The sequence below is a fragment of the Amycolatopsis thailandensis genome, from assembly GCF_042723255.1.
GTDB lineage: Bacteria > Actinomycetota > Actinomycetes > Mycobacteriales > Pseudonocardiaceae > Amycolatopsis > Amycolatopsis thailandensis.
The window spans coordinates 1-17,599 of record NZ_JBHXJK010000157.1; the positions used below are offsets into that span (position 1 = coordinate 1).

Here is a 17,599-nt window from a genome sequence, read left to right on the forward strand (position 1 = left end):
CGGACCAGTCCAGCCAGGCCGACCACAACATGGGTCTGCCGAGCCGGGTGAGCAGTTCGAAGGCCCGTTCACGGTGGGCGACGACCCGGAAGCCCTCACCCACCCGTGCCGCCGCGATGAGCAGTTCTCCCAAGGGCAGCAAGGAGAACAGATCCGCCGACTGTCTCATCATCGCCTCGTACGCACCGGCCCAGCTCCCCCGGGGCGCGTCCGGAGTGTCGGCGCGGCGGGCCAGTCCGAGTTCGAGGGCGCGCAGGAACAACTCGTCCCGCGGTGGCAGCCGACCGGCCTGCTCCTGCACGGTGGAACGGTGTGTTTCGGCCGTGGCGAGGTCGCCGCGGAGCATCGCGGTCCAGCCCAGCAGAAGCTCGTGCCGCTCGCTGGCGGCCGCGCGGGTCAGGACACCGTGGGCGAGATCGAACTCGGCCGCGTGCAGAGCCACTGTCGCGGTGAGCGCGGCGGGGGAATCCGGCAGAAGATGTGCCATACCGGTGGCCTCGGCGGTGTCCGCGGAGGCGAGCAAGGTCGTCAGCGCGGCCTCGGATCGTCCGGTGACGGACTCGCGGATCCCGTCGAGCAACCGTCCGGCGACATGCCCGTACGCCGGCACAGGCGTCCCGGCGGCGGTCTGCTCTTCGGCTGCGACTTCACCGAGCGCGACACCCGCCAAGTCCGCGAGCAGCAGCGCCCCAGGCTCGCCGGACCAGCGCAGGAGTTCCGCTCCGCGGGCGAGATCACCGCGCCGGGCCATGACCGTCCCCACCACGAGCGCGCCACGATGCCGTGCCGTGGGGTCGGCCGAGCCGAGCAGTTCGTCACCTAGCCGCAACGCGAGGTCGAGCCGCCCCGACAGGACTGCGGCCCGCGCCCAGGCAGGCGCCAGCCTCGTCCGTGAACTGCCACCCCGCGCCGCCGCCGCGTAAAGGTCGGCCGCGATGGCAGGGTCGTCCAGGACCACTTCGGCGGCCGCCGCTTCGAGCCCTTCCCTCACGACCGCTCCCCCGGCCCCGAGCCGCTGCAGCTCACGAGCGATCGGCAGAACCGGCTGCCCCGCGACGAGCAGGGCTTCGAGCATCCGCACCAGCACGGTCAGCATCCGATCGACACCGACATGGTCACGCACCGCCCGCGCCACCACCGGCGGCACGGTGTCATCGGCGGCGAGCAACCCCGCGCCCCGGACCCGGTCGACGACCGCCGAGACATCGTCTCGGGATCCGCCCAAGGCAACCGCGAGCAGTTCGATGTCCCGGCCGCCCGCGACACCGGCCACGATCAGGTAGGTCGTTCCCTGTTCGCCGAGCTGATCCAGCTCGCTCCGTAATTCGTCGATCAACTCGTCGACGACGGGTGCGGCGAGGCAGCGAGCCACCAGCCTCGGTACCCCGGCCGTCGCGCGCTGGACGGCCGCCGCTCGCTCGGGGCCGAGCGGCCTGCCCGCGAACCGGGCCACGTCCTGCACGGTCCAGCCCGGCAGGCGTACGTGCCGGGTGACCGAGGTGAGCAGCTCCGCGGCCACGAATCCCGCCGCGCCGGGAGTATGCGTGACCACGAGCCGGGACACCCCGGCCGCCAGATCGATCAACACCTCCTGCTCGTCGGGCGCGAGTGTGTCGGCGTCATCGATCAGGACCACCGCATCAGCGGCCGGCTTCCCTGTCCTCAAATCGTCGCGGGAGACGACGGTGACGGCGGCAGCACGATAGTGACGCGCGACCGCGGCCAAAGCCGTCGATTTCCCGTACCCGGGCGGCCCGGACAGGACAACTCGCACCGGTGCCCGCGGGTCGGCATCGATCGCGGTCAGCACGTCTCTCAGCTGCGACGGCAGCAGCTCCTCCATGACGCTGAGCACCTCCCTGGACTCGGTGCCCCGGATTCGGTCACCCATCAGGATTTCGAGACCGGCGGTCCCGGCAGATGGGCGTCATGACCCCCTGTTGCCAAGTGAGACCCCGGTCACATCCGAATGACATCCCCTAACGGGTGATGAGACCCCCTCGGTGGTTCGCGAGATCACCTTTAGGCGCAGCACCCGATGTCACGGCCTCGGGACTCGCCCTAACTTCGGTCCGTCCACGGAACCGCAGTCCCCACAGAGAGCCTGGTCGATGAACCCCACGCAGTCCCTGTACGACTTCACGCTCAACCTGCTCAACGACCCGTCGGCTCGCGACTCTTTCGGGAGCAACCCGCAGCAGGTGCTGAACGACGCCGGTCTCGGCGACATTTCGGGCGCGGACCTGCACGAGATCCTGCCGCTCGTCCTCGACTACGCCCCCACGAACACCCTCGGTGGCGAGAACGGCCTCGACCTCGACTCGATCACCACCGGACAGGCCGGTGCCATCGAGCAGCTCAAGGCTCTCACCCAGACCCTGTCCCTCGGCGACGCCACCGCTGAGAACAACGTGCTCGGCGCCGTCGGCGGAATGACCGCCATCACGCAGAACGCCGCCGCTCCGTTCACCGCGGCGGGCGACCTCGCGGGCAACATCGACAACATCGGCGGCGGGGAGGTCGCCCCGGTAGGCGCGGTCACCGGGGCTGTGGGCGACGTCGCGGGCAACGTCACCGGTGGCGACGTCACCGGCGCGCTCGACGGCGGCAACCTCACTTCCGGGCTGCAGGACGTCTCCGGCCTCGACTCGGCGATCGACGGCACCCAGGGTGTCGGCTCCACCGTCGGCGACCTCACCAGCACGCTGGGCGTGAACACCGGCCTGGAGCACACCGTCGGCGACGTGACCGCCCACGGGGTCGGCGACATCGCCGGCAAGGTGTCCGGCGTGACCTCCCACCTCGACGACGTCGCGAACGACTCGGCCGTCGGCAACGTCACCAACCACGTCGGCGACGTCACCAACCACATCGGGGACATCGGCTCGCACGCCGGCTCGGTCAACGACGTCCACGACGTCGTCAGCAACGTCGGCAACGGCGCCCTCGGCGGCGGCATCGCCGCCGACCTGAGCCACCTCACCGTCGGCTCCGGCAACGACCTGCACATCACCGACTGATCCTCGTCGAGCACGACACAGCGGGGCGCCGGCCGAGCCGGTGCCCCGCTGTGTCGTCCCGTGCCGACCGAACGAGTGACGCCGCCCGCCCGATTCCCGTGCTGTCCCGAAAACCCGTTGACCGGTGTCGACAGGGGGCGGGATGCGCGAGGACTCAGAATTCCCGGATGACATCAGCTTCGAACTCGACCGCCTGATCAAGCGCGTCGCCTGGACCGCGGAGATCACCCTCAGCCTGGCGAAGCGCCCCGAACAACGCCGCGTGCGGTCGACCGTGGCCAACTGCCTGGGATTCGGCCGCGGCAAAGAACCTTTGGGCGCTGTACTGCTCGTACTCGACGAACTGGTCGCCAACGCCTACCGATACACCACTCCCGGAGAACTCCGGATCACCAGGCAGACCCGCGGTGTCCTGATCGAGGTCACCGACGACGACCCAGACACCGAGGAACTGCAATCGAGGGCCGAAGGCCGATCGGTTCCCGGCTATCACGGGCTTCTTCTCGTCGCACATCTGTCACTCGAGTGGGGCGTCCGGCCGGAGGGAGCCGGAAAAGTGGTGTGGGCACTCGTTCCCACCCGGATGTACTACGAACGCTGACTTACCCGAGTGTCTCTTGTGGACTCGCCTGGCCGGCCCGGGCGGGTCTGGAGTACACCCGGACCGGCCAGACGTGTGATCAGCCGTTCGGGTCGCTGGTGTTCACGTCACCGTTGACGCCCTTGGGGAAGAACCCGCCGGAGGTGACGGCCTTCGGGTTCAGATAGACGATGTTGAGGACCTGGCCCGGAGTACGGCTGTAAGCGATGCCGTTGGCGTCGGTCGGCACGATGTTCGCCCGGCCGTCGTTGTCCACGACACCCTGGTCGAGATCCGTCTTTCCATCGAGACTGTCCCGGGCGTTCGACAGCTTGACGCTGGCCTCCCGCAGGTCACGGCCGAGCAGACCGAGCCCGAGAATCCCGCCGGAGTGCTGGTAAAGCGCGGAGCGGATGTTCGCGGCGTGGTACGCCTCCACCGCGAGGATTCCGGCCGCGGCTTCGAGGTAGGTCTTGTTGGTGATCAGCGGCGCGGCGCCCTTGTACGCGGTGACGCCGACGTCCTCGAACAAGTACGCCGCCAAAAGGAAGTTCTCCTCGCACGCGAACGCGTCGAAGCTCTGTCCCTTCCGGACAAGGCCCGCGGCCTGCGCGGCGGCGGTGAAACTGGACTGCAGGTCGATCGCCGGACGGCTCACCGCCGCAGATCCGAGCGCGGTACGCAGGAACTCGACATGGGCCTTCTCGTCCCCGGCGATCTCCTGCGCGTACTGCTTCGCGGCCTTGGTCTTGAATTTCACGGCACGGCCACCGGTAACCCCGCCGCGGGTGCCGGTCCCCGTGGTGAGCGAGTCGGCGAGCCCTTTACCGGTGACGGCGTGCAGATAGAACTCGGCTTCCAGGTACTCGAGGTTGAGCGCGAAATTGAGCACCGCCCCGTCGCTGACCCCTTCGGCCGCCGCTTCTCCCGCCGCCTGCCGGACGGTCCCCGCGGACGCGGCGGGAACGGTCAGGCCACCCAGCGCGCCCGCACCGACCACACCCAGACCGGTCACCCCGGCGGCACGCAGGAAACGGCGCCGGTCCTGCTGATTCTCCGCACTCCGGTTGATCATCGATGCGGCATAGCGTTTGCCAAACACGTACGATCTCCTTCCCGCCCGTGTCCTGGCTACGCACGACATCGGGCGTACCCCGTCCACCGGACCATGAGGCACCGGCGGCAAGGCTGAACTTCGCGGACAGCCTGCTTTCGTATCCACCTGGCAGGCAGCTTGGTCCAGTCCCCACATCGACTGACGCCCTTTGCCAGAGGCTCATTTCTTATGGGGGCCTCGCACGAGCATTGCGCGAGGCCCCCATCGAGCTGGATCAGCCGAGGCCCAGAAGACCACCATGGTCATCGCACTCGTCGTCGTCCCAGCCGATGCCGTGACCGTGCAGGCCCAGCAAGACGCTGAGATTCAGATTGAGGCCGAGTCCGTGGTGATGGTGGTGACCATGGCCGTTGTCGTGGTCGGCGGGCGCCGACACGGCGGATGCGGCGGGCGCAGCCGAAGCGGCGCCGGCGCCGGACAGAAGAAGGGCGAAAGCCGCAGCGGGCAAGGCGGCGGCAACGATGATGCGGCGACGAATGGTGCTCACGAACGTGCTCCTTTTCCTCGGGCGAACATCGAACACGACCCTCGTCAGACCAGTCCTGCTCTGATCCGGATCATGAACAATTCGCGGCCACCGAACCGATGAGTGGGCCGTAGCCGGATCGACCATCCCTGTGGGTGACACCAAAGGAAATCAACCGGCACCGTTCCTGAGGTCCGCCGGATTTCCTCATACAAGGCAAGGGGGATTGACGCCGGGAACTGCGGCGAAGGCGGCGCACCTGCGGACTCGGCCGAGACCGGCGGCAGCCGCCTGGACCACTGTCCGCCGGAGGCGCGGATCAGGTGGTGAGGTCCCTGCACTGATAGCCGAGGACGCCGAGCGTCACCAGGTGAGCCATTCGGGTGCGTGAGTGCTCCGCAGGATCACGGTGACAGGAAGCTACCGGCGACCGGGAGCGCGAGCAAGGCGACTGGAGCGACGTTTGCGGCTCCGGCGAGAGCCGCCGTGATGGACAACGTCACCACCGTGCTGCTCATGGCGCCGGTGACACTGCTGGCTGGTCCCAAAAGAACAACTGCGGCGGTGCCGACCCACACGCCGATCTGCCCACCGCGGTCCGGATCCGCGAAGACGAGCTCCTGGACGCCGTCGGCCGCTTCTTCGCCGACACGATCTTCGGCCCTGACCGTACGTCCATTCTGGAAGCTGACCTGGCCACTGTGGACGACAGCGCCGCACAAGCACGCACCGAAGACAGAGAACGCCTCCAACGACAGCTCACCGACATCGAACGCAAACTAGGAAGCCCTGCTCCGACAAGCCCAAGACGGTGCACCTGACGACCCGTTCACGAAAGCGCTGAGGCAAAGTTTCAACGAACTGGCAGCGAGCGAGAACACCGTTCAAGCCGAAGTGGCGCAGTTGGACGCGCAAGACACCGAGACTCCAGCACCACCCACACCATCGGACCTGAGCCTCCTGGACGCTGTTCCCTGTCTACGGGTCAACTTGGCCAGAGCACCGCAGCCCCTTCTTCAGGCGCTCTTCGAAGTGACTCAACTCACCGTGCATTTGAACGGCCGCGGCGACGAAGTGACGATCGGGGTTAAACTGCCACCAGATCAGGTGCCCGCGATTGCGGAAGCAGGAGAAAGGATCAGCGACGCGATGACCTCCACCGAAATGCAAAAAGTCCCGACCAAACCGGTCGAGACTTTTTGAGTGGAAGCTGTACGTACCCCCGATGGGATTCGAACCCACGCTACCGGCGTGAGAGGCCGGCGTCCTAGGCCGCTAGACGACGGGGGCTAGGATCTTCCTCCTGCGAGAGGAGGTTTTTCAGTTGTTCACCTGCTGTGTTGCTGTGGAGAAACTTACCAGACCGGGTTTCCCGCCTTCGCAGGGGGGTCACTCTGTGTTTCACTCCGGAGAGTTCTCCAGCTGGGGTACCAGGACTCGAACCTAGACTAACTGGACCAGAACCAGTCGTGCTGCCAATTACACCATACCCCAGTGAAGTGCCGTTCCGATCTTGACCGGCTCAGCACCGCACGAGAAGAAATACTAGAGCACGCTGTTCCGCACCGTGAAAGCGGGGGTCTCAGTAGCGCGCTGGGCCGGGACACCGAGCTTCGCGAACTCGGAAACGAGCAGCTCAGGGAGCTCGTCGAGGCCGGAGATCGTGTGGACGCCCGCTGGGGCGCGCTCGGCGATGCCGTCCCGGTCGAGCCAGACGGCGCCCAGGCCGGCGTCGCGGGCGCCGATGGCGTCGGTGTCGAGTTTGTCGCCGACGTGGACGGCCTGCGCGGGATCGCAGCCGAGGCCGAGGCAGACCGAGTGGAACATCGCCGGGTCCGGTTTGGCTACTCCGAGTTCACCGGCGATGGCCACGTGATCGAAGAAGCGGGCGAGGCCGAGATCGGCGATCTTCTTGCGCTGATGCGTGCCCGAGGCGTTCGTGACGGCCGCGACGAGGACACCGGCGGCCCGCAGCCATTCCAGGCAAGGGAGGACATCTTCAAACAATTGCCACGAACGGGTGAGGATTTCACGACGGCGTCTTTCGAAGCCGCTGACCTGCTCTTCGTCGGCGAGAATGCCGATCTCGGCGAGGAAACATTCAGTACGCTTGTGATGCATGGTCGCGTAATCGATTTCGCCCGCGACCACCAGCGCGACGTGCTCTTCGGTGATGAGATCCCACAAGGGCCAAAGGTCGTTCTGGCCGGTGAGCGCCCGAAGGCTGAGCCGGATCGCGGCCGTGCAGTCGATCAACGTGTCATCGATGTCGAGGCACACCAACCGTAACTCCGGGGGCTCCCAGGGGGCTCCGTCGGGAGCGTCCGGCGTGGTTCGTGACGAGGTCCGGGGCACGAGAGCGAAATCCACCAAGTGAGGCTAGGGCACCCAGCGCGATCGCGACTCTGCCGATGAGGTGATAAAGCCTGCTCTGTTCCGGCGCGGGCACTCTACTCCCAGTTGATGAGATGACGTGTTTTAGTTACCGGGCAACGGCTAACGCGACCGGCCGGGTGAAATGTCGATACCTGGCACCCGATCCGATTCGGCGCGCGCACACCCTGTGACGACACCGGAAATCCTTGCCGTCCTTAAGGTGCCGACCGTCCACAAGGACCCCTTCGCGCCCGCTGTCCTTCATGGACAATCGAGTCCTTTTTGGACGGTGTTTTCCGGCCGCCGGGGAGCACGCGAACCGGTGAGATCCGGGCCATAGCCCGATCAGCGTATCCCCCCGGATGGCGCTTGACGCGCCGGTCGGGCGGGTGCATGCTGACCTTATTCAACAAGTGATGAATAAGGGTTTTCGAAGGGGTGGGACGGATGAACGAACGCACGAACTGCGTGGTCGTCGGCGGTGGCCCCGCGGGGATGGTCGCCGGGTTGCTGCTGGCCAGAGCCGGTGTCGAGGTCACGGTGCTGGAGAAGCACAAGGACTTCCTGAGGGACTTCCGCGGCGACACCGTGCACCCGTCGACGTTGACGTTGCTCGACGAGCTGGGCCTCGGTGAAAAGTTCCTCAGCCTGCCGCACAGCGAGATCTCCTACGCGGGCTTCCCCGCCGAGGACGGCACGATGATGCGCCTGGCCGACCTGAGCAGGCTGAAGGTGGCGCATCCGTACATCGCGATGGTCCCGCAGTGGGATTTCCTGGACCTGCTCGCCGACGCCGGCGCGAAGGAACCCACGTTCACGCTGCGGCAGAGCACCGAGATGACCGGGCTGATCATGGAACAGGGGCGGGTGAGCGGGGTCCGCTACCGCACCGCCGAGGGCACCACCGGCGAACTGCGCGCCGACCTGGTGATCGCCGCCGACGGCCGCTGGTCGCTGGCCCGGCGCGAGGCCGGGCTGATCCCGAAGGAGTACGACACCCCGTTCGACGCGTGGTGGTTCCGGATCTCGCGCGAGGACGGCGAACTCGAAGGCAGGCTGACGCCGAAGATGCGGAATCGCCGCTTCGCCGTGCCGCTGCCGCGCAAGGGCTATTTCCAGGTCGCCTACCTGGGCCCGAAGGGCGACGACCTGCGCACCAAGGGCATCGAATGGTTCCGGGAGAGCGTGGCCGAGGTCTGCCCCGAGTTCGCGGATCGCGTGGATGAGCTGAAAACGACCGACGACGTCAAGTTCCTCGACGTCAAGATGAACCTGCTGCGGAAGTGGCACCTCGACGGGCTGCTGTGCGTCGGTGACGCGGCGCACGCGATGTCACCGGTCGGCGGGGTCGGCATCAACCTCGCGGTGCAGGACGCGGTCGCGGCCGCCACCCTCCTCGCGGAGCCGCTGCGGAAGGGCAGGCCGTCGGTGGCGGACCTGGCGAAGGTCCGCAAACGCCGTCTCGCGCCCACGATGCTGGTGCAGGGGTTGCAACGGCTGCTGCACAAGAACATCATGCGGCCGGTCATGGAAGGCAAGCGCAACGGCCCGCCCCCGGTGATGGTGAAGCTGTTCAGCCGCTTCCCGGTGCTGTCCTATTTCCCGGCACGGCTGCTGGGCCTGGGGCTGCGGCCCGAGCACGCGCCGGCCTTCGCGCGGCGGGCGATGGAACCGGCCGGTGACTGACCCCGAACGCTAGGAAAGGTCCTTTCCTCGCAAATTTTGCAAGGAAAGGACCTTTCATGGCACGCGTCAGACGTCCTGGACCGGGTTGGTCAGGGTGCCGATGCCTTCGATGGTGATCGAGACCGACTGGCCGTCTTCGATCGGGCCGACGCCCTCGGGGGTGCCGGTCAGGATGACGTCGCCGGGCAGCAGGGTCATCACGCCGGACACGAACTCGACCAGCTCGGGGATCTTGTGCACCAGGTCCGACGTCCGGCCGTCCTGCTTGAGCACACCGTCCACCTCGGACTTGAGCGCGAGATCGGCCGGGTCGAGCGAGGTCTCGATCCACGGGCCCAGCGGGCAGAAGGTGTCGAACCCCTTCGCCCTGCCCCACTGACCGTCGGACTTCTGCAGGTCACGCGCGCTGACGTCGTTCGCCACGGTGTAGCCGAGGATCGCGCTCGCCGCGCGGGCGGCGGGCACGTTCTTGACCGGCTGGCCGATGACGATCGCCAGCTCACCCTCGAAGTCGACGCGGCCGACGCCGCGCGGGCGGCGGATCGGCACGTTCGGGCCGACCACCGTGGTCGACGGCTTGATGAACAGCATCGGGTCCGTCGGGATCTCGTTGCCGAACTCGGCCGCGTGCTTCGCGTAGTTCCGGCCGACCGCGATCACCTTCGACGGCAGGATCGGTGCGAGCAGGCGGACGTCGGCCAGCGGCCAGCGTTTGCCGGTGAAGTTGGGGTTGTTGCCGAAGGGGTGCTCGGCGATTTCCAGTACCTGGGCGTCGTCGCCGTCCCCTTCGATCGAAGCGAACGCGACACCACCGGGATGAGCAATTCGGGCTAGACGCACGCCGTCCACCTTACGTGTGCCGATCACGAGCGGGTCCGCGCGGATACACCGAAAGCCGCCGAAGTGCACCCGTCCAGGCGCTGTGTGCCCGCGAGGCAAGCGCGACCATCGGAGACCAGGACGACGCACGGCGGGCGAGGGGAAGGCCGCGAGATGAAGGTCGACGCGTATCCCCCGGATCCGAGGATCGTCCCGCGCCAGCTGCCCCTTCCCTCGCCGTGGCTCATCGGCCGCCAGGCCGAGACCACGGTCCTGACCGAGACGCTGGACCCGCGAGCCGATCCGGCGTCCGTGGTGGTCATCGGCGGGCCGGGCGGTGTGGGGAAGACGGCACTCGCGCTGCACTGGGCGCACCAGCACCTCGACCGGTTCCCCGACGGCCAGCTCTACACCGATCTGGGCGGCTTCGACCGGCCGTCCGAGCCGCCGTCCCCGCTGTCCGTGCTGCACTCCTTCCTCATGGCCTTGGGGACCGCGCCCGGAGCCCTCCCGGCAGGCGAACAGTCCGCCGCGGCGCTGTATCGCAGTGTGCTGGCCGGGAAACGGGTACTCGTCGTCCTCGACAACGCCGCTGACCTGCCGCAGGTGGCGCCGCTGCTGCCCGGCACGCGTTCCTGCGCCGTCCTGGTGACCAGCAGGGCGAATCTGGCCGGACTCCGGCTGCGCGGGGCGACGTCCGTCCGGCTCGACGTGCTGTCGGCGGCGGAGGCCCGGGACCTGCTGATCCGGCAGCTCGGGGCCGAGAAAGTGGCCGCCGAACCGGAGGCCGCGGACCTCCTGCTCGCCCGATCCTCGGGGCTGCCGCTGGCCGTGTCGTTGATCGCGGCACGCGCGGCGAGCAGACCCGGACTCCCCTTGTCCGTGACCGCCGAAGAACTGCGGAGCAGTGGCGACGGTCTGGATGCCTTCGATGCCGGTGACGGATCGGCCGACCTGCGGACCGTTCTTTCCTGGTCGTACCGCGGCCTGGGGCTCGACGACGCCGGCGGATTCCGGCTGCTCGGCCTCCTCCCCCTGCCCGAGTTCGACGAGGCCGCCGCGGGGAGCCTGCTGGCGCTGAGCAGCGCGCGGACGACCGCCCTCCTCAGGTCCCTGGACCTCAAAAGCCTTCTGCGCCAGCATTCGCCGAAGCGCTACCGGATGCACGACCTCGTGCACCGCTACGCGGGCGAACTCGCGGAGCATGTCGACGCGCCGGGCGAGCTCATCGCGGCGAGGCGGCGCATCGCCGACTTCTACCTGCTGACCGCGTTACACGCCGATCGGCTGCTGTACCCACACCGCGCCGGAGTGGCACCCCCGATCGCCGAAAGCGGGGTCAAACCGCTCGAATTCGCCGGTGAAGCGGCCGCGATGGAGTGGCTCGGCGCGGAACACCGAACCCTGTGCGCCGTACAACGGCTCGCCGCCGCCGAAAACCTGCCGGCGCAGGTGTGGTGGTTCGCCCGTGCGCTGGACACCTACCAGTACAGACAGGGCTTGATCCATGACAACGTCGAGACCTCGCGGCTCGGTGCCGACGCGGCGGAGCGCCTCGGCTCACCTGTCATGAGCGTGCTCGCGCAACGGCAACTGGGGCGGGCGTGCACTCGCGCGGGCCTGCTCGACGAAGCACTCACCTGGCTTTCCCGTGCCCTCGTGCTGGCGACGGGCCCCGAGGAACAGGCCCATACCCACCACGATCTCGCCCGTGCGCACGCGGACCGCGCGGATCGGCGGAACAGCCGGTGGCACTCGGAACAGGCGCTCGAGTTGTACCGCCGGGCCGGAAACCAGATCGGCGAGGCCCACGCCTTGAACGCGCTCGCCCGGCGTCACACCGAAGCGGGCGATCATGAACGTGCGCGCGAGTACGCGACGAAAGCCCTTTCCCTGCACGAAAAACACGGCAACGGCAGCGGCGCGGCGGTCACCTTGGACAATCTCGGCTCCATCGCCCGGAGCGCCGGGCTTCCCCTGGAGGCCGAGCGCTCCTACTCACGCGCACTGGAACTGACCCTCGGGCAGGACAACAGGTTCTTCGCCGCGGAGGTGACCGAACACCTCGCGGAAGCGCAGTTCTCCAGCGGCAGGCTCGACGAAGCGACGGAGCACTTCCAGCGAACGTATGAGCTTTACGTCGCCCAGCACCGCCTTCCCGAAGCCGAGCGGATCCGGGGCCGGTTGGCGGCCCTTCACACCTGACTGTGGAGTTTGCGGGCGATCTCCTTCCATTCGGTCCGCCGGGTCCAGCGACCGCCGACGCATTCCCCGATACGGCGGCTCCGCTCCTCCAGCCCGAGCAGCCGGACGCGGGAATCGGCGAACAGACGCTCGCAGATACGGACGTCTCCACGTTCGACGCCCGCCGTCTCCGGCACCAGCTTGGCCAAGAGCCATCGGCAGGTCGCGGACGCGTAAGGCAGCGAGATCTCGTCGAAGAACCCCAGCGCGAGACTGACTTCCCTCGCCGCGTTCACCAGGGCGTCGCGACCGTTCTCCTTGAGCCTCAACTCGGCCCGCGCCAGATGCGCGGCTCCCAGAAGCTCCGTGTAGGACGCGCCGTCACCGGCGTGGTCCGCCAGCGACGCGAGCGCCTTGTCGATCAGTCCCCTCGCTCTTGGGAGTTCACCGCGGGCGATGCAGATCCGCGCCCGCAGGATCACCAGTTCGTGGTACTCGCGGGCCCTGTCCTTCGGCAGATAGCCGACCGCCTGCGCGGCCAGTTTGTTCGCCAGCTTCAGCGCCGAGCGCCGCCTGTCCAGCCGGTATCGGGTGAACCAGATTCCCGCCAGGACGTTCCGGCAAGCCCCGTACTCGTCCCCGGCGGGATCCAGCGCGTCGAACATCGCGCTCGCCGCCCTCGCGTTCTCGACCGCCAGGGCCAGATGGTGCCTGCGCGCGTAGGGCGAGGAGACCTCGGCCAGCTCGCAGTGCAGCGTCGCCAGCAGCCGTTTCCCGGAGGCGACCAGCCCGCCGTCGCCGCATTCCTTGGCCAGCCGAATGCCTTCGTCCACAGTGGACACGGCGGCCGTCAGTTCGTGCCTGCGGTGGAGATGCCACGCCTGGCACCGGATGAGGAGCCAGGCCCGGGCCCGCCGGTCGCCTGCCGCCGGGGAACGGTCCGGCAGGGCACGGAGGCAGCAGTCGGTCATCTGGCGCATCGCCTCCGTGTCGCCTGCCGCCTTGATGATCCGCTCGACCGCGGGCAAGGCCCGGAGCAGCGCGGCCCGGTCGAGCCCGGGCACGGCGGCGAGCCAGTCGTGGACCAGTGCGGGGCCGATGGCCGAGGTCGGCGCGACCGCTTCGAGATCCTGCACGAGCGTCATTTCCCCGCTGACCTGAACCGACGCGGCGATCGGCCCTGCCGGGACAGGTGCGGGCCGCAGTGCGAGCAAGCGGCGGACGATCTGCTCCAGGCCGTCCTCGGTCTCCGCGTCGAACCGTGAGATCACCAGGTTCTTCAGCACGACCGGGGCGAGGTCGGCGGAGAAGCCGAGACCGGCGACCGGGATGACCGGGCAGCCACCCGGATCCGTGTGGTCGTAGATCCGGCGCTGAAGAACACGGCTTTCGAACAGGGTGCCCTTGCGGGCGGCCGTGCCGTCGCCCGCGCCGAAGCGGAGCACGTAGTCGGGCGACAAGACGCAAAGCACCGGATAGGCCGTCACGGACGTGACGATCCACTCCGGCAGGGAGACCGGATTCCCCTCGGGGAGGTCACGGTCCCAGAGAACGTCGACCCCGCGCTTCCGCAGGGCATCGGCCAGCGCTTGAGCGACCTTCCTGCCCTGGGTGTCGTGGGCGTAGCTGATAAAGACCCTCATATGGATCCTCCAGGCACGAAGCGTGCATCCTGCAGCTTCGTCGGACAAGGCATTCGCGGCCCCTGGTCCGCCGTCGCCGGGCGCCTGCCCCTCGGACAGGTGAACGACGACGGCCACCGGGACGGGGGCAGCCTCAGGAGGCGATGAGGTCGTATGCTGGCGATCCGGCAGTACGTCCACGCCTCGCGACACGGTGAGTCCTGTGGGTATTGCCACTCGGGCGGCTTCTGTGCCAGCAGAAGCCGCCCTTTTCACAGCGGGCTATCTCATTCTTCCTCCAGCCTTGCCAGCGCCTTGTCGATCACCCGCGGGGTCTCCTCGGGCGGCAACGCGACCTCTTCGAGCCGGTAGAAGATCTCCAGATACTCCGCGCCTTTGTCGGCTCCGACGGCCTCGTCGAAGTAGACGTCACCGGCGGGCTGCTCGACCGTCACGAAATAGTCGTTCTCCTGATCGGACAGCTCCAGGAGCTCGAACGAACTCCGCATCCCGGGCAGGTACCCGGCCTTGAACGGGACGATCCGCAAGGTCACATTGGGCAGTTTGGCCATTTCCCGCAGGTGCGCGAGCTGGGACCGCCATCCGGCGTCGTCGGTGACCCGCCGGTACAGAACCGACTCGTCCAGGATGAAGAAGTGCTGGAACTCCTCGTCGCGCAGGCGTCCTTGCCGGGTGAGGCGCACCTCGATACCCCGCTCGATCTCCTCGGGCGTGTTCCGCCCCTTCACCATGAGCGATCGGATGTACTCGGGTACTTGAAGCAGGCCGGGTACGAGGAGCAGGTGGAACTGCCGGATGAGCACCGCCGAGGCCTCCAGGCCCAGGAACCGGACGAACTCCGGTTTGAAGGTCCGCCGGTACTCGTCCCACCAGCCGGGCTGCTTGCTCTCCTTCGCCAAGCGCACATAGGTCTCGACCCGGTCGCGGTCGGTGATGCCGTAGTGCAGGAGCAGAGCCTTCAAATCGGTCGTGGAAAGGCCGACCGAGCCGTTCTCGATGCGAATGAGCTTCGACACCGACCAGTCGAGGGCGTCCGCGACCTCTTTCTGGGTCAGCCTCAGCGCGTCGCGGGCCTCCCGAACAGCAGCCAGCAAGCGCCTCTGGCTGTTCACCGGAGTCTGGGCCCTCGTCATCTACATCCTCCCCGATTCTGTCACTCTGCCACGTGGCAGAATGATAGTAGCAAGGATGCTTGCAATCATCTTGACAAGTGCAGAACTCAACCTGGCCTTAAGCCAGACAGCACTGTGCAAACCCGCAAGCCATAGCCCGAAAGTGCGATTTCCGATTTTTCAGGCACAGCAAACGCGGCATATCGCAATAATTTGATCCAGCAACAGGTTAATCGGGTGAATTGTTCAGTGATCCCGAGAGTGCTCCAGGAAGGCCTTCCAGGCAGCGAAAGTGAACCCGAGAGCGACGGAAGGCACCTTCGAGTCACGGATGAGGATGGCCGCAGGTGTGCCCGAGACCTCGACGCAGTTCGCTTTGTCCCCATTGGTGCTCTGCGAACTCTTGACCCACTTCAGCCGGGTGAAGTCGGTTTCCCTCGGCAGCCGGTCATCTCGCCTCGCCACACGTGCCCCCGATCCTCGGCAGGCACGCTCGACCGGTCGCAGGCGAGACGACACCTGTCCCCTTGCAGGCCACTGTTCAGGCTAGCGGCGGGGTGCGACCGCCAAACACCGCCGACAGGCGGATTTTCACCTACCGCCGTCGTTCGATCGCGTGCTGCGTCAGGGTTTCCCGGTCTCGGAAAGAGACTTGTGCACGAGCGCGTCGCACAGCGCGAGCCAGCTCGCTTCGACGATGTTGCCGTGCACGCCGACGGTGGTCCATTCCCGCTCGCCGTCGCTGGTCTCGACGAGCACGCGCGTGACGGCGTCGGTGCCCGGATGGCCGGGCAGGATCCGCACCTTGTAGTCGGCCAGCTCCACACTGTCCAACCAGGACAGATGCGGGCTGAGCGCCTCGCGCAGCGCGGCGTCGAGCGCGTGCACCGGGCCGTTGCCCTCGGCGGTCGCGATCACGCGCTGCCCGCCGACGTGCACTTTCACCGTCGCCTCGGAGACGACCTGGCCGTCGGAGCGGTGGTCCAGGACGACCCGGTACGACTCGAGTTCGAACGGCGGTTCGTCGAGGACGTCGCTCTGCGGGCCGTCGACCTCCCGCCGCAGGAGCAGTTCCAGTGAAGCGTCCGCGGCCTCGAAGGACCAGCCTTCGGATTCGAGCCGCTTCACCTTGCGGACGGCGCTCGTCAGCGCCTCGGGCTGGCCGGCAAGGTCGACCCCGAGCTCACGTCCCTTGAGCTCCAGGCTGGCCCTGCCGGCCATCTCGGTGACCAGTACCCGCATGTCATTGCCGACAGAAGCTGGATCGATGTGGTTGTACAGCAACGGATCCACCTTGATCGCGCTCGCGTGCAGTCCCGCCTTGTGGGCGAAGGCCGACGCCCCTACGTAAGCCTGGTGGGTGTAGGGGGCGAGGTTGGCGATTTCGGCAAGGGCATGGGAGACCCGGGTGAGCTCGGCGGCGCCTCCGGTCGGGAGGACCTCCATTCCGAGCTTGGTCACCAGATTCCCGGTCACGGCGAACAGATCGGCGTTACCCGCCCGTTCGCCGTAACCATTGGCGGTGCACTGGACGTGCGTCACGCCGGCCTGCACGGCGGCGACGGAGTTCGCCACCGCGCAGGAAGTGTCGTCCTGACAATGGATTCCGAGCCGGAATCCGGTCCTTTCCTTGACCTCGCGGACGGTTTCCGCGAGGCCGAGCGGCAGCTGGCCGCCGTTGGTGTCGCACAGCACGGCGACGTCGGCGCCCGCGTTCATTCCCGCGTCGAGCACCTTCAGGGCGGTGTCCGGGGAGAACGCGTAGCCATCGAAAAAGTGTTCCGCGTCAAGGAATACGCGACGTCCTTCGCCGACGAGGAAAGCGACGGTGTCGCGCACCATCTCGCACGCCTCGTCGACGTCGACCCGCAGCGCGCGCTCGATGTGACGGAGATCCGATTTGGCCACCAGCGTGATCACCGGGGCCTGGGAATCGAGCAGGGCCCGCACCTGCTTGTCCTGGTCCGCGGTGGTTCCCGCTTTCCGCGTCGCGCCGAAGGCGACGAGGGCAGCGTGGTTCAGTTTCAATTCACCCGAAGCGGCGCGGGAGAAGAATTCCGTGTCCTTGGGCAGCGCGCCCGGCCATCCGCCTTCGATGAACCCGACCCCGAGATCGTCGAGCAGCCTCGCCACCGCCAGTTTGTCCGTGACGGAGTAGGAGATCCCCTCGCGCTGCGCGCCGTCGCGCAACGTCGTGTCGTACAGGTGGAAAGCGTCGCCGAGCGGTGTATCGGCGGGCTCCTTGCGGGTCACGGGGAACTCCTCGTGGTGGTGGTGAAACTGGTTCAGGCAACAAAAAAACCTCCCGCATGGGTGCGAGAGGTTGCGCGCCGGGGGCTCTTGTGGAGCTGTTATCCGGCGCGCTCGGCGATAATGATGGTGCAGGAGGTCACGGACGCATCATGGCACACGCTCTCCCCGGGCGTCCACAAGCCGGGCGAGAGTTCCCACTTTCTGGGAGGACTGAAGGTGCCAGGTGGCGCGAACCGACTCTCGCGTGATCAGACACGGGACTCGCGTGCTTGGAGACGTGACTCACGTGATCGGGGCCGGGACTCGCGTGATCAGGGGCGGAACACCGAGTCCCGTGCCTGAT

Annotated in this window: 15 protein-coding genes and 2 tRNA genes; 5 read left to right on the top strand and 12 right to left on the bottom strand. The window is 67.4% G+C overall.

What is annotated here, in order from left to right; genetic code table 11:
• Positions 1 to 1,891: helix-turn-helix transcriptional regulator (locus tag ACFWMR_RS37290; protein WP_378381804.1), on the bottom strand; the 1,891-nt coding region annotated here is incomplete at its 3' end.
• 220 nt (positions 1,892 to 2,111) lie between these two features.
• Between ACFWMR_RS37290 and ACFWMR_RS37295 the strand changes: the two genes are divergently transcribed.
• Both ACFWMR_RS37295 and ACFWMR_RS37300 read left to right on the top strand, forming a co-directional pair.
• Complete coding sequence (locus ACFWMR_RS37295) at positions 2,112 to 3,020, top strand: IniB N-terminal domain-containing protein (protein WP_378381805.1); 909 nt, start codon at positions 2,112 to 2,114, stop codon at positions 3,018 to 3,020.
• 142 nt (positions 3,021 to 3,162) lie between these two features.
• Positions 3,163 to 3,621, top strand: a complete 459-nt coding sequence (locus tag ACFWMR_RS37300; RefSeq protein WP_378381806.1) for an ATP-binding protein — start codon at positions 3,163 to 3,165, stop codon at positions 3,619 to 3,621.
• Between the two features lie 79 nt (positions 3,622 to 3,700).
• On the opposite strand, the gene ACFWMR_RS37305 is transcribed toward ACFWMR_RS37300, so the two are convergent.
• From ACFWMR_RS37305 to ACFWMR_RS37315, 3 genes are all read right to left on the bottom strand, one after another.
• Complete coding sequence (locus ACFWMR_RS37305; RefSeq protein WP_093935568.1) at positions 3,701 to 4,702, bottom strand: ferritin-like domain-containing protein; 1,002 nt, start codon at positions 4,700 to 4,702, stop codon at positions 3,701 to 3,703.
• A 229-nt stretch (positions 4,703 to 4,931) separates the two neighbouring features.
• Positions 4,932 to 5,204 carry a hypothetical protein gene (locus ACFWMR_RS37310; RefSeq protein WP_093935567.1) on the bottom strand — a complete coding sequence of 91 codons (273 nt, stop codon included), beginning with the start codon at positions 5,202 to 5,204 and terminating at the stop codon, positions 4,932 to 4,934.
• 383 nt (positions 5,205 to 5,587) lie between these two features.
• Entirely contained in the window at positions 5,588 to 5,905 is a 318-nt protein-coding gene (locus ACFWMR_RS37315; RefSeq protein WP_378381807.1) for a hypothetical protein, read from the bottom strand.
• Positions 5,906 to 6,077: 172 nt separating this feature from the next.
• Here ACFWMR_RS37315 and ACFWMR_RS37320 point away from each other — a divergent pair, with 172 nt between their 5' ends.
• Positions 6,078 to 6,386 (top strand): hypothetical protein, encoded by a 309-nt coding sequence (locus ACFWMR_RS37320; RefSeq protein ID WP_378381808.1) that lies wholly within the window; start codon positions 6,078 to 6,080, stop codon positions 6,384 to 6,386.
• Positions 6,387 to 6,400: 14 nt separating this feature from the next.
• Here ACFWMR_RS37320 and ACFWMR_RS37325 read toward each other — a convergent pair.
• From ACFWMR_RS37325 to ACFWMR_RS37335, 3 genes are all read right to left on the bottom strand, one after another.
• Positions 6,401 to 6,473, bottom strand: a tRNA-Glu gene (locus ACFWMR_RS37325).
• Positions 6,474 to 6,605: 132 nt separating this feature from the next.
• Positions 6,606 to 6,677, bottom strand: a tRNA-Gln gene (locus ACFWMR_RS37330).
• A 51-nt stretch (positions 6,678 to 6,728) separates the two neighbouring features.
• Positions 6,729 to 7,463, bottom strand: a complete 735-nt coding sequence (locus tag ACFWMR_RS37335) for an HAD family hydrolase (RefSeq protein ID WP_167406221.1) — start codon at positions 7,461 to 7,463, stop codon at positions 6,729 to 6,731.
• 543 nt (positions 7,464 to 8,006) lie between these two features.
• Between ACFWMR_RS37335 and ACFWMR_RS37340 the strand changes: the two genes are divergently transcribed.
• Positions 8,007 to 9,245: an FAD-dependent oxidoreductase gene (locus ACFWMR_RS37340; protein WP_378381809.1), complete on the top strand. Its 1,239-nt coding sequence runs from the start codon at positions 8,007 to 8,009 to the stop codon at positions 9,243 to 9,245.
• A 66-nt stretch (positions 9,246 to 9,311) separates the two neighbouring features.
• Here ACFWMR_RS37340 and ACFWMR_RS37345 read toward each other — a convergent pair whose 3' ends face one another.
• Positions 9,312 to 10,085, bottom strand: coding sequence for a fumarylacetoacetate hydrolase family protein (locus ACFWMR_RS37345; RefSeq protein WP_378273238.1), 774 nt, complete (start codon positions 10,083 to 10,085; stop codon positions 9,312 to 9,314).
• A gap of 153 nt (positions 10,086 to 10,238) precedes the next feature.
• Between ACFWMR_RS37345 and ACFWMR_RS37350 the strand changes: the two genes are divergently transcribed.
• A complete protein-coding gene (locus tag ACFWMR_RS37350; RefSeq protein ID WP_378381810.1) occupies positions 10,239 to 12,269 on the top strand; it encodes a tetratricopeptide repeat protein in 2,031 nt (676 codons plus the stop codon).
• On the opposite strand, the gene ACFWMR_RS37355 is transcribed toward ACFWMR_RS37350, so the two are convergent.
• The 4 genes from ACFWMR_RS37355 to cimA all read right to left on the bottom strand — a co-directional run bounded on the left by ACFWMR_RS37355 (position 12,260) and on the right by cimA (position 17,256).
• Positions 12,260 to 13,891 (bottom strand): toll/interleukin-1 receptor domain-containing protein, encoded by a 1,632-nt coding sequence (locus ACFWMR_RS37355; RefSeq protein ID WP_378381811.1) that lies wholly within the window; start codon positions 13,889 to 13,891, stop codon positions 12,260 to 12,262. The genes ACFWMR_RS37350 and ACFWMR_RS37355 overlap by 10 nt on opposite strands.
• 266 nt (positions 13,892 to 14,157) lie before the next feature.
• Positions 14,158 to 15,024: a helix-turn-helix domain-containing protein gene (locus tag ACFWMR_RS37360; protein WP_378381812.1), complete on the bottom strand. Its 867-nt coding sequence runs from the start codon at positions 15,022 to 15,024 to the stop codon at positions 14,158 to 14,160.
• A gap of 225 nt (positions 15,025 to 15,249) precedes the next feature.
• Positions 15,250 to 15,468, bottom strand: coding sequence for a DUF397 domain-containing protein (locus tag ACFWMR_RS37365; RefSeq protein WP_378381813.1), 219 nt, complete (start codon positions 15,466 to 15,468; stop codon positions 15,250 to 15,252).
• 159 nt (positions 15,469 to 15,627) lie between these two features.
• Positions 15,628 to 17,256: a citramalate synthase gene (gene cimA / locus ACFWMR_RS37370; protein ID WP_378381814.1), complete on the bottom strand. Its 1,629-nt coding sequence runs from the start codon at positions 17,254 to 17,256 to the stop codon at positions 15,628 to 15,630.
• Between the last annotated feature and the right edge of the window lie 343 nt (positions 17,257 to 17,599).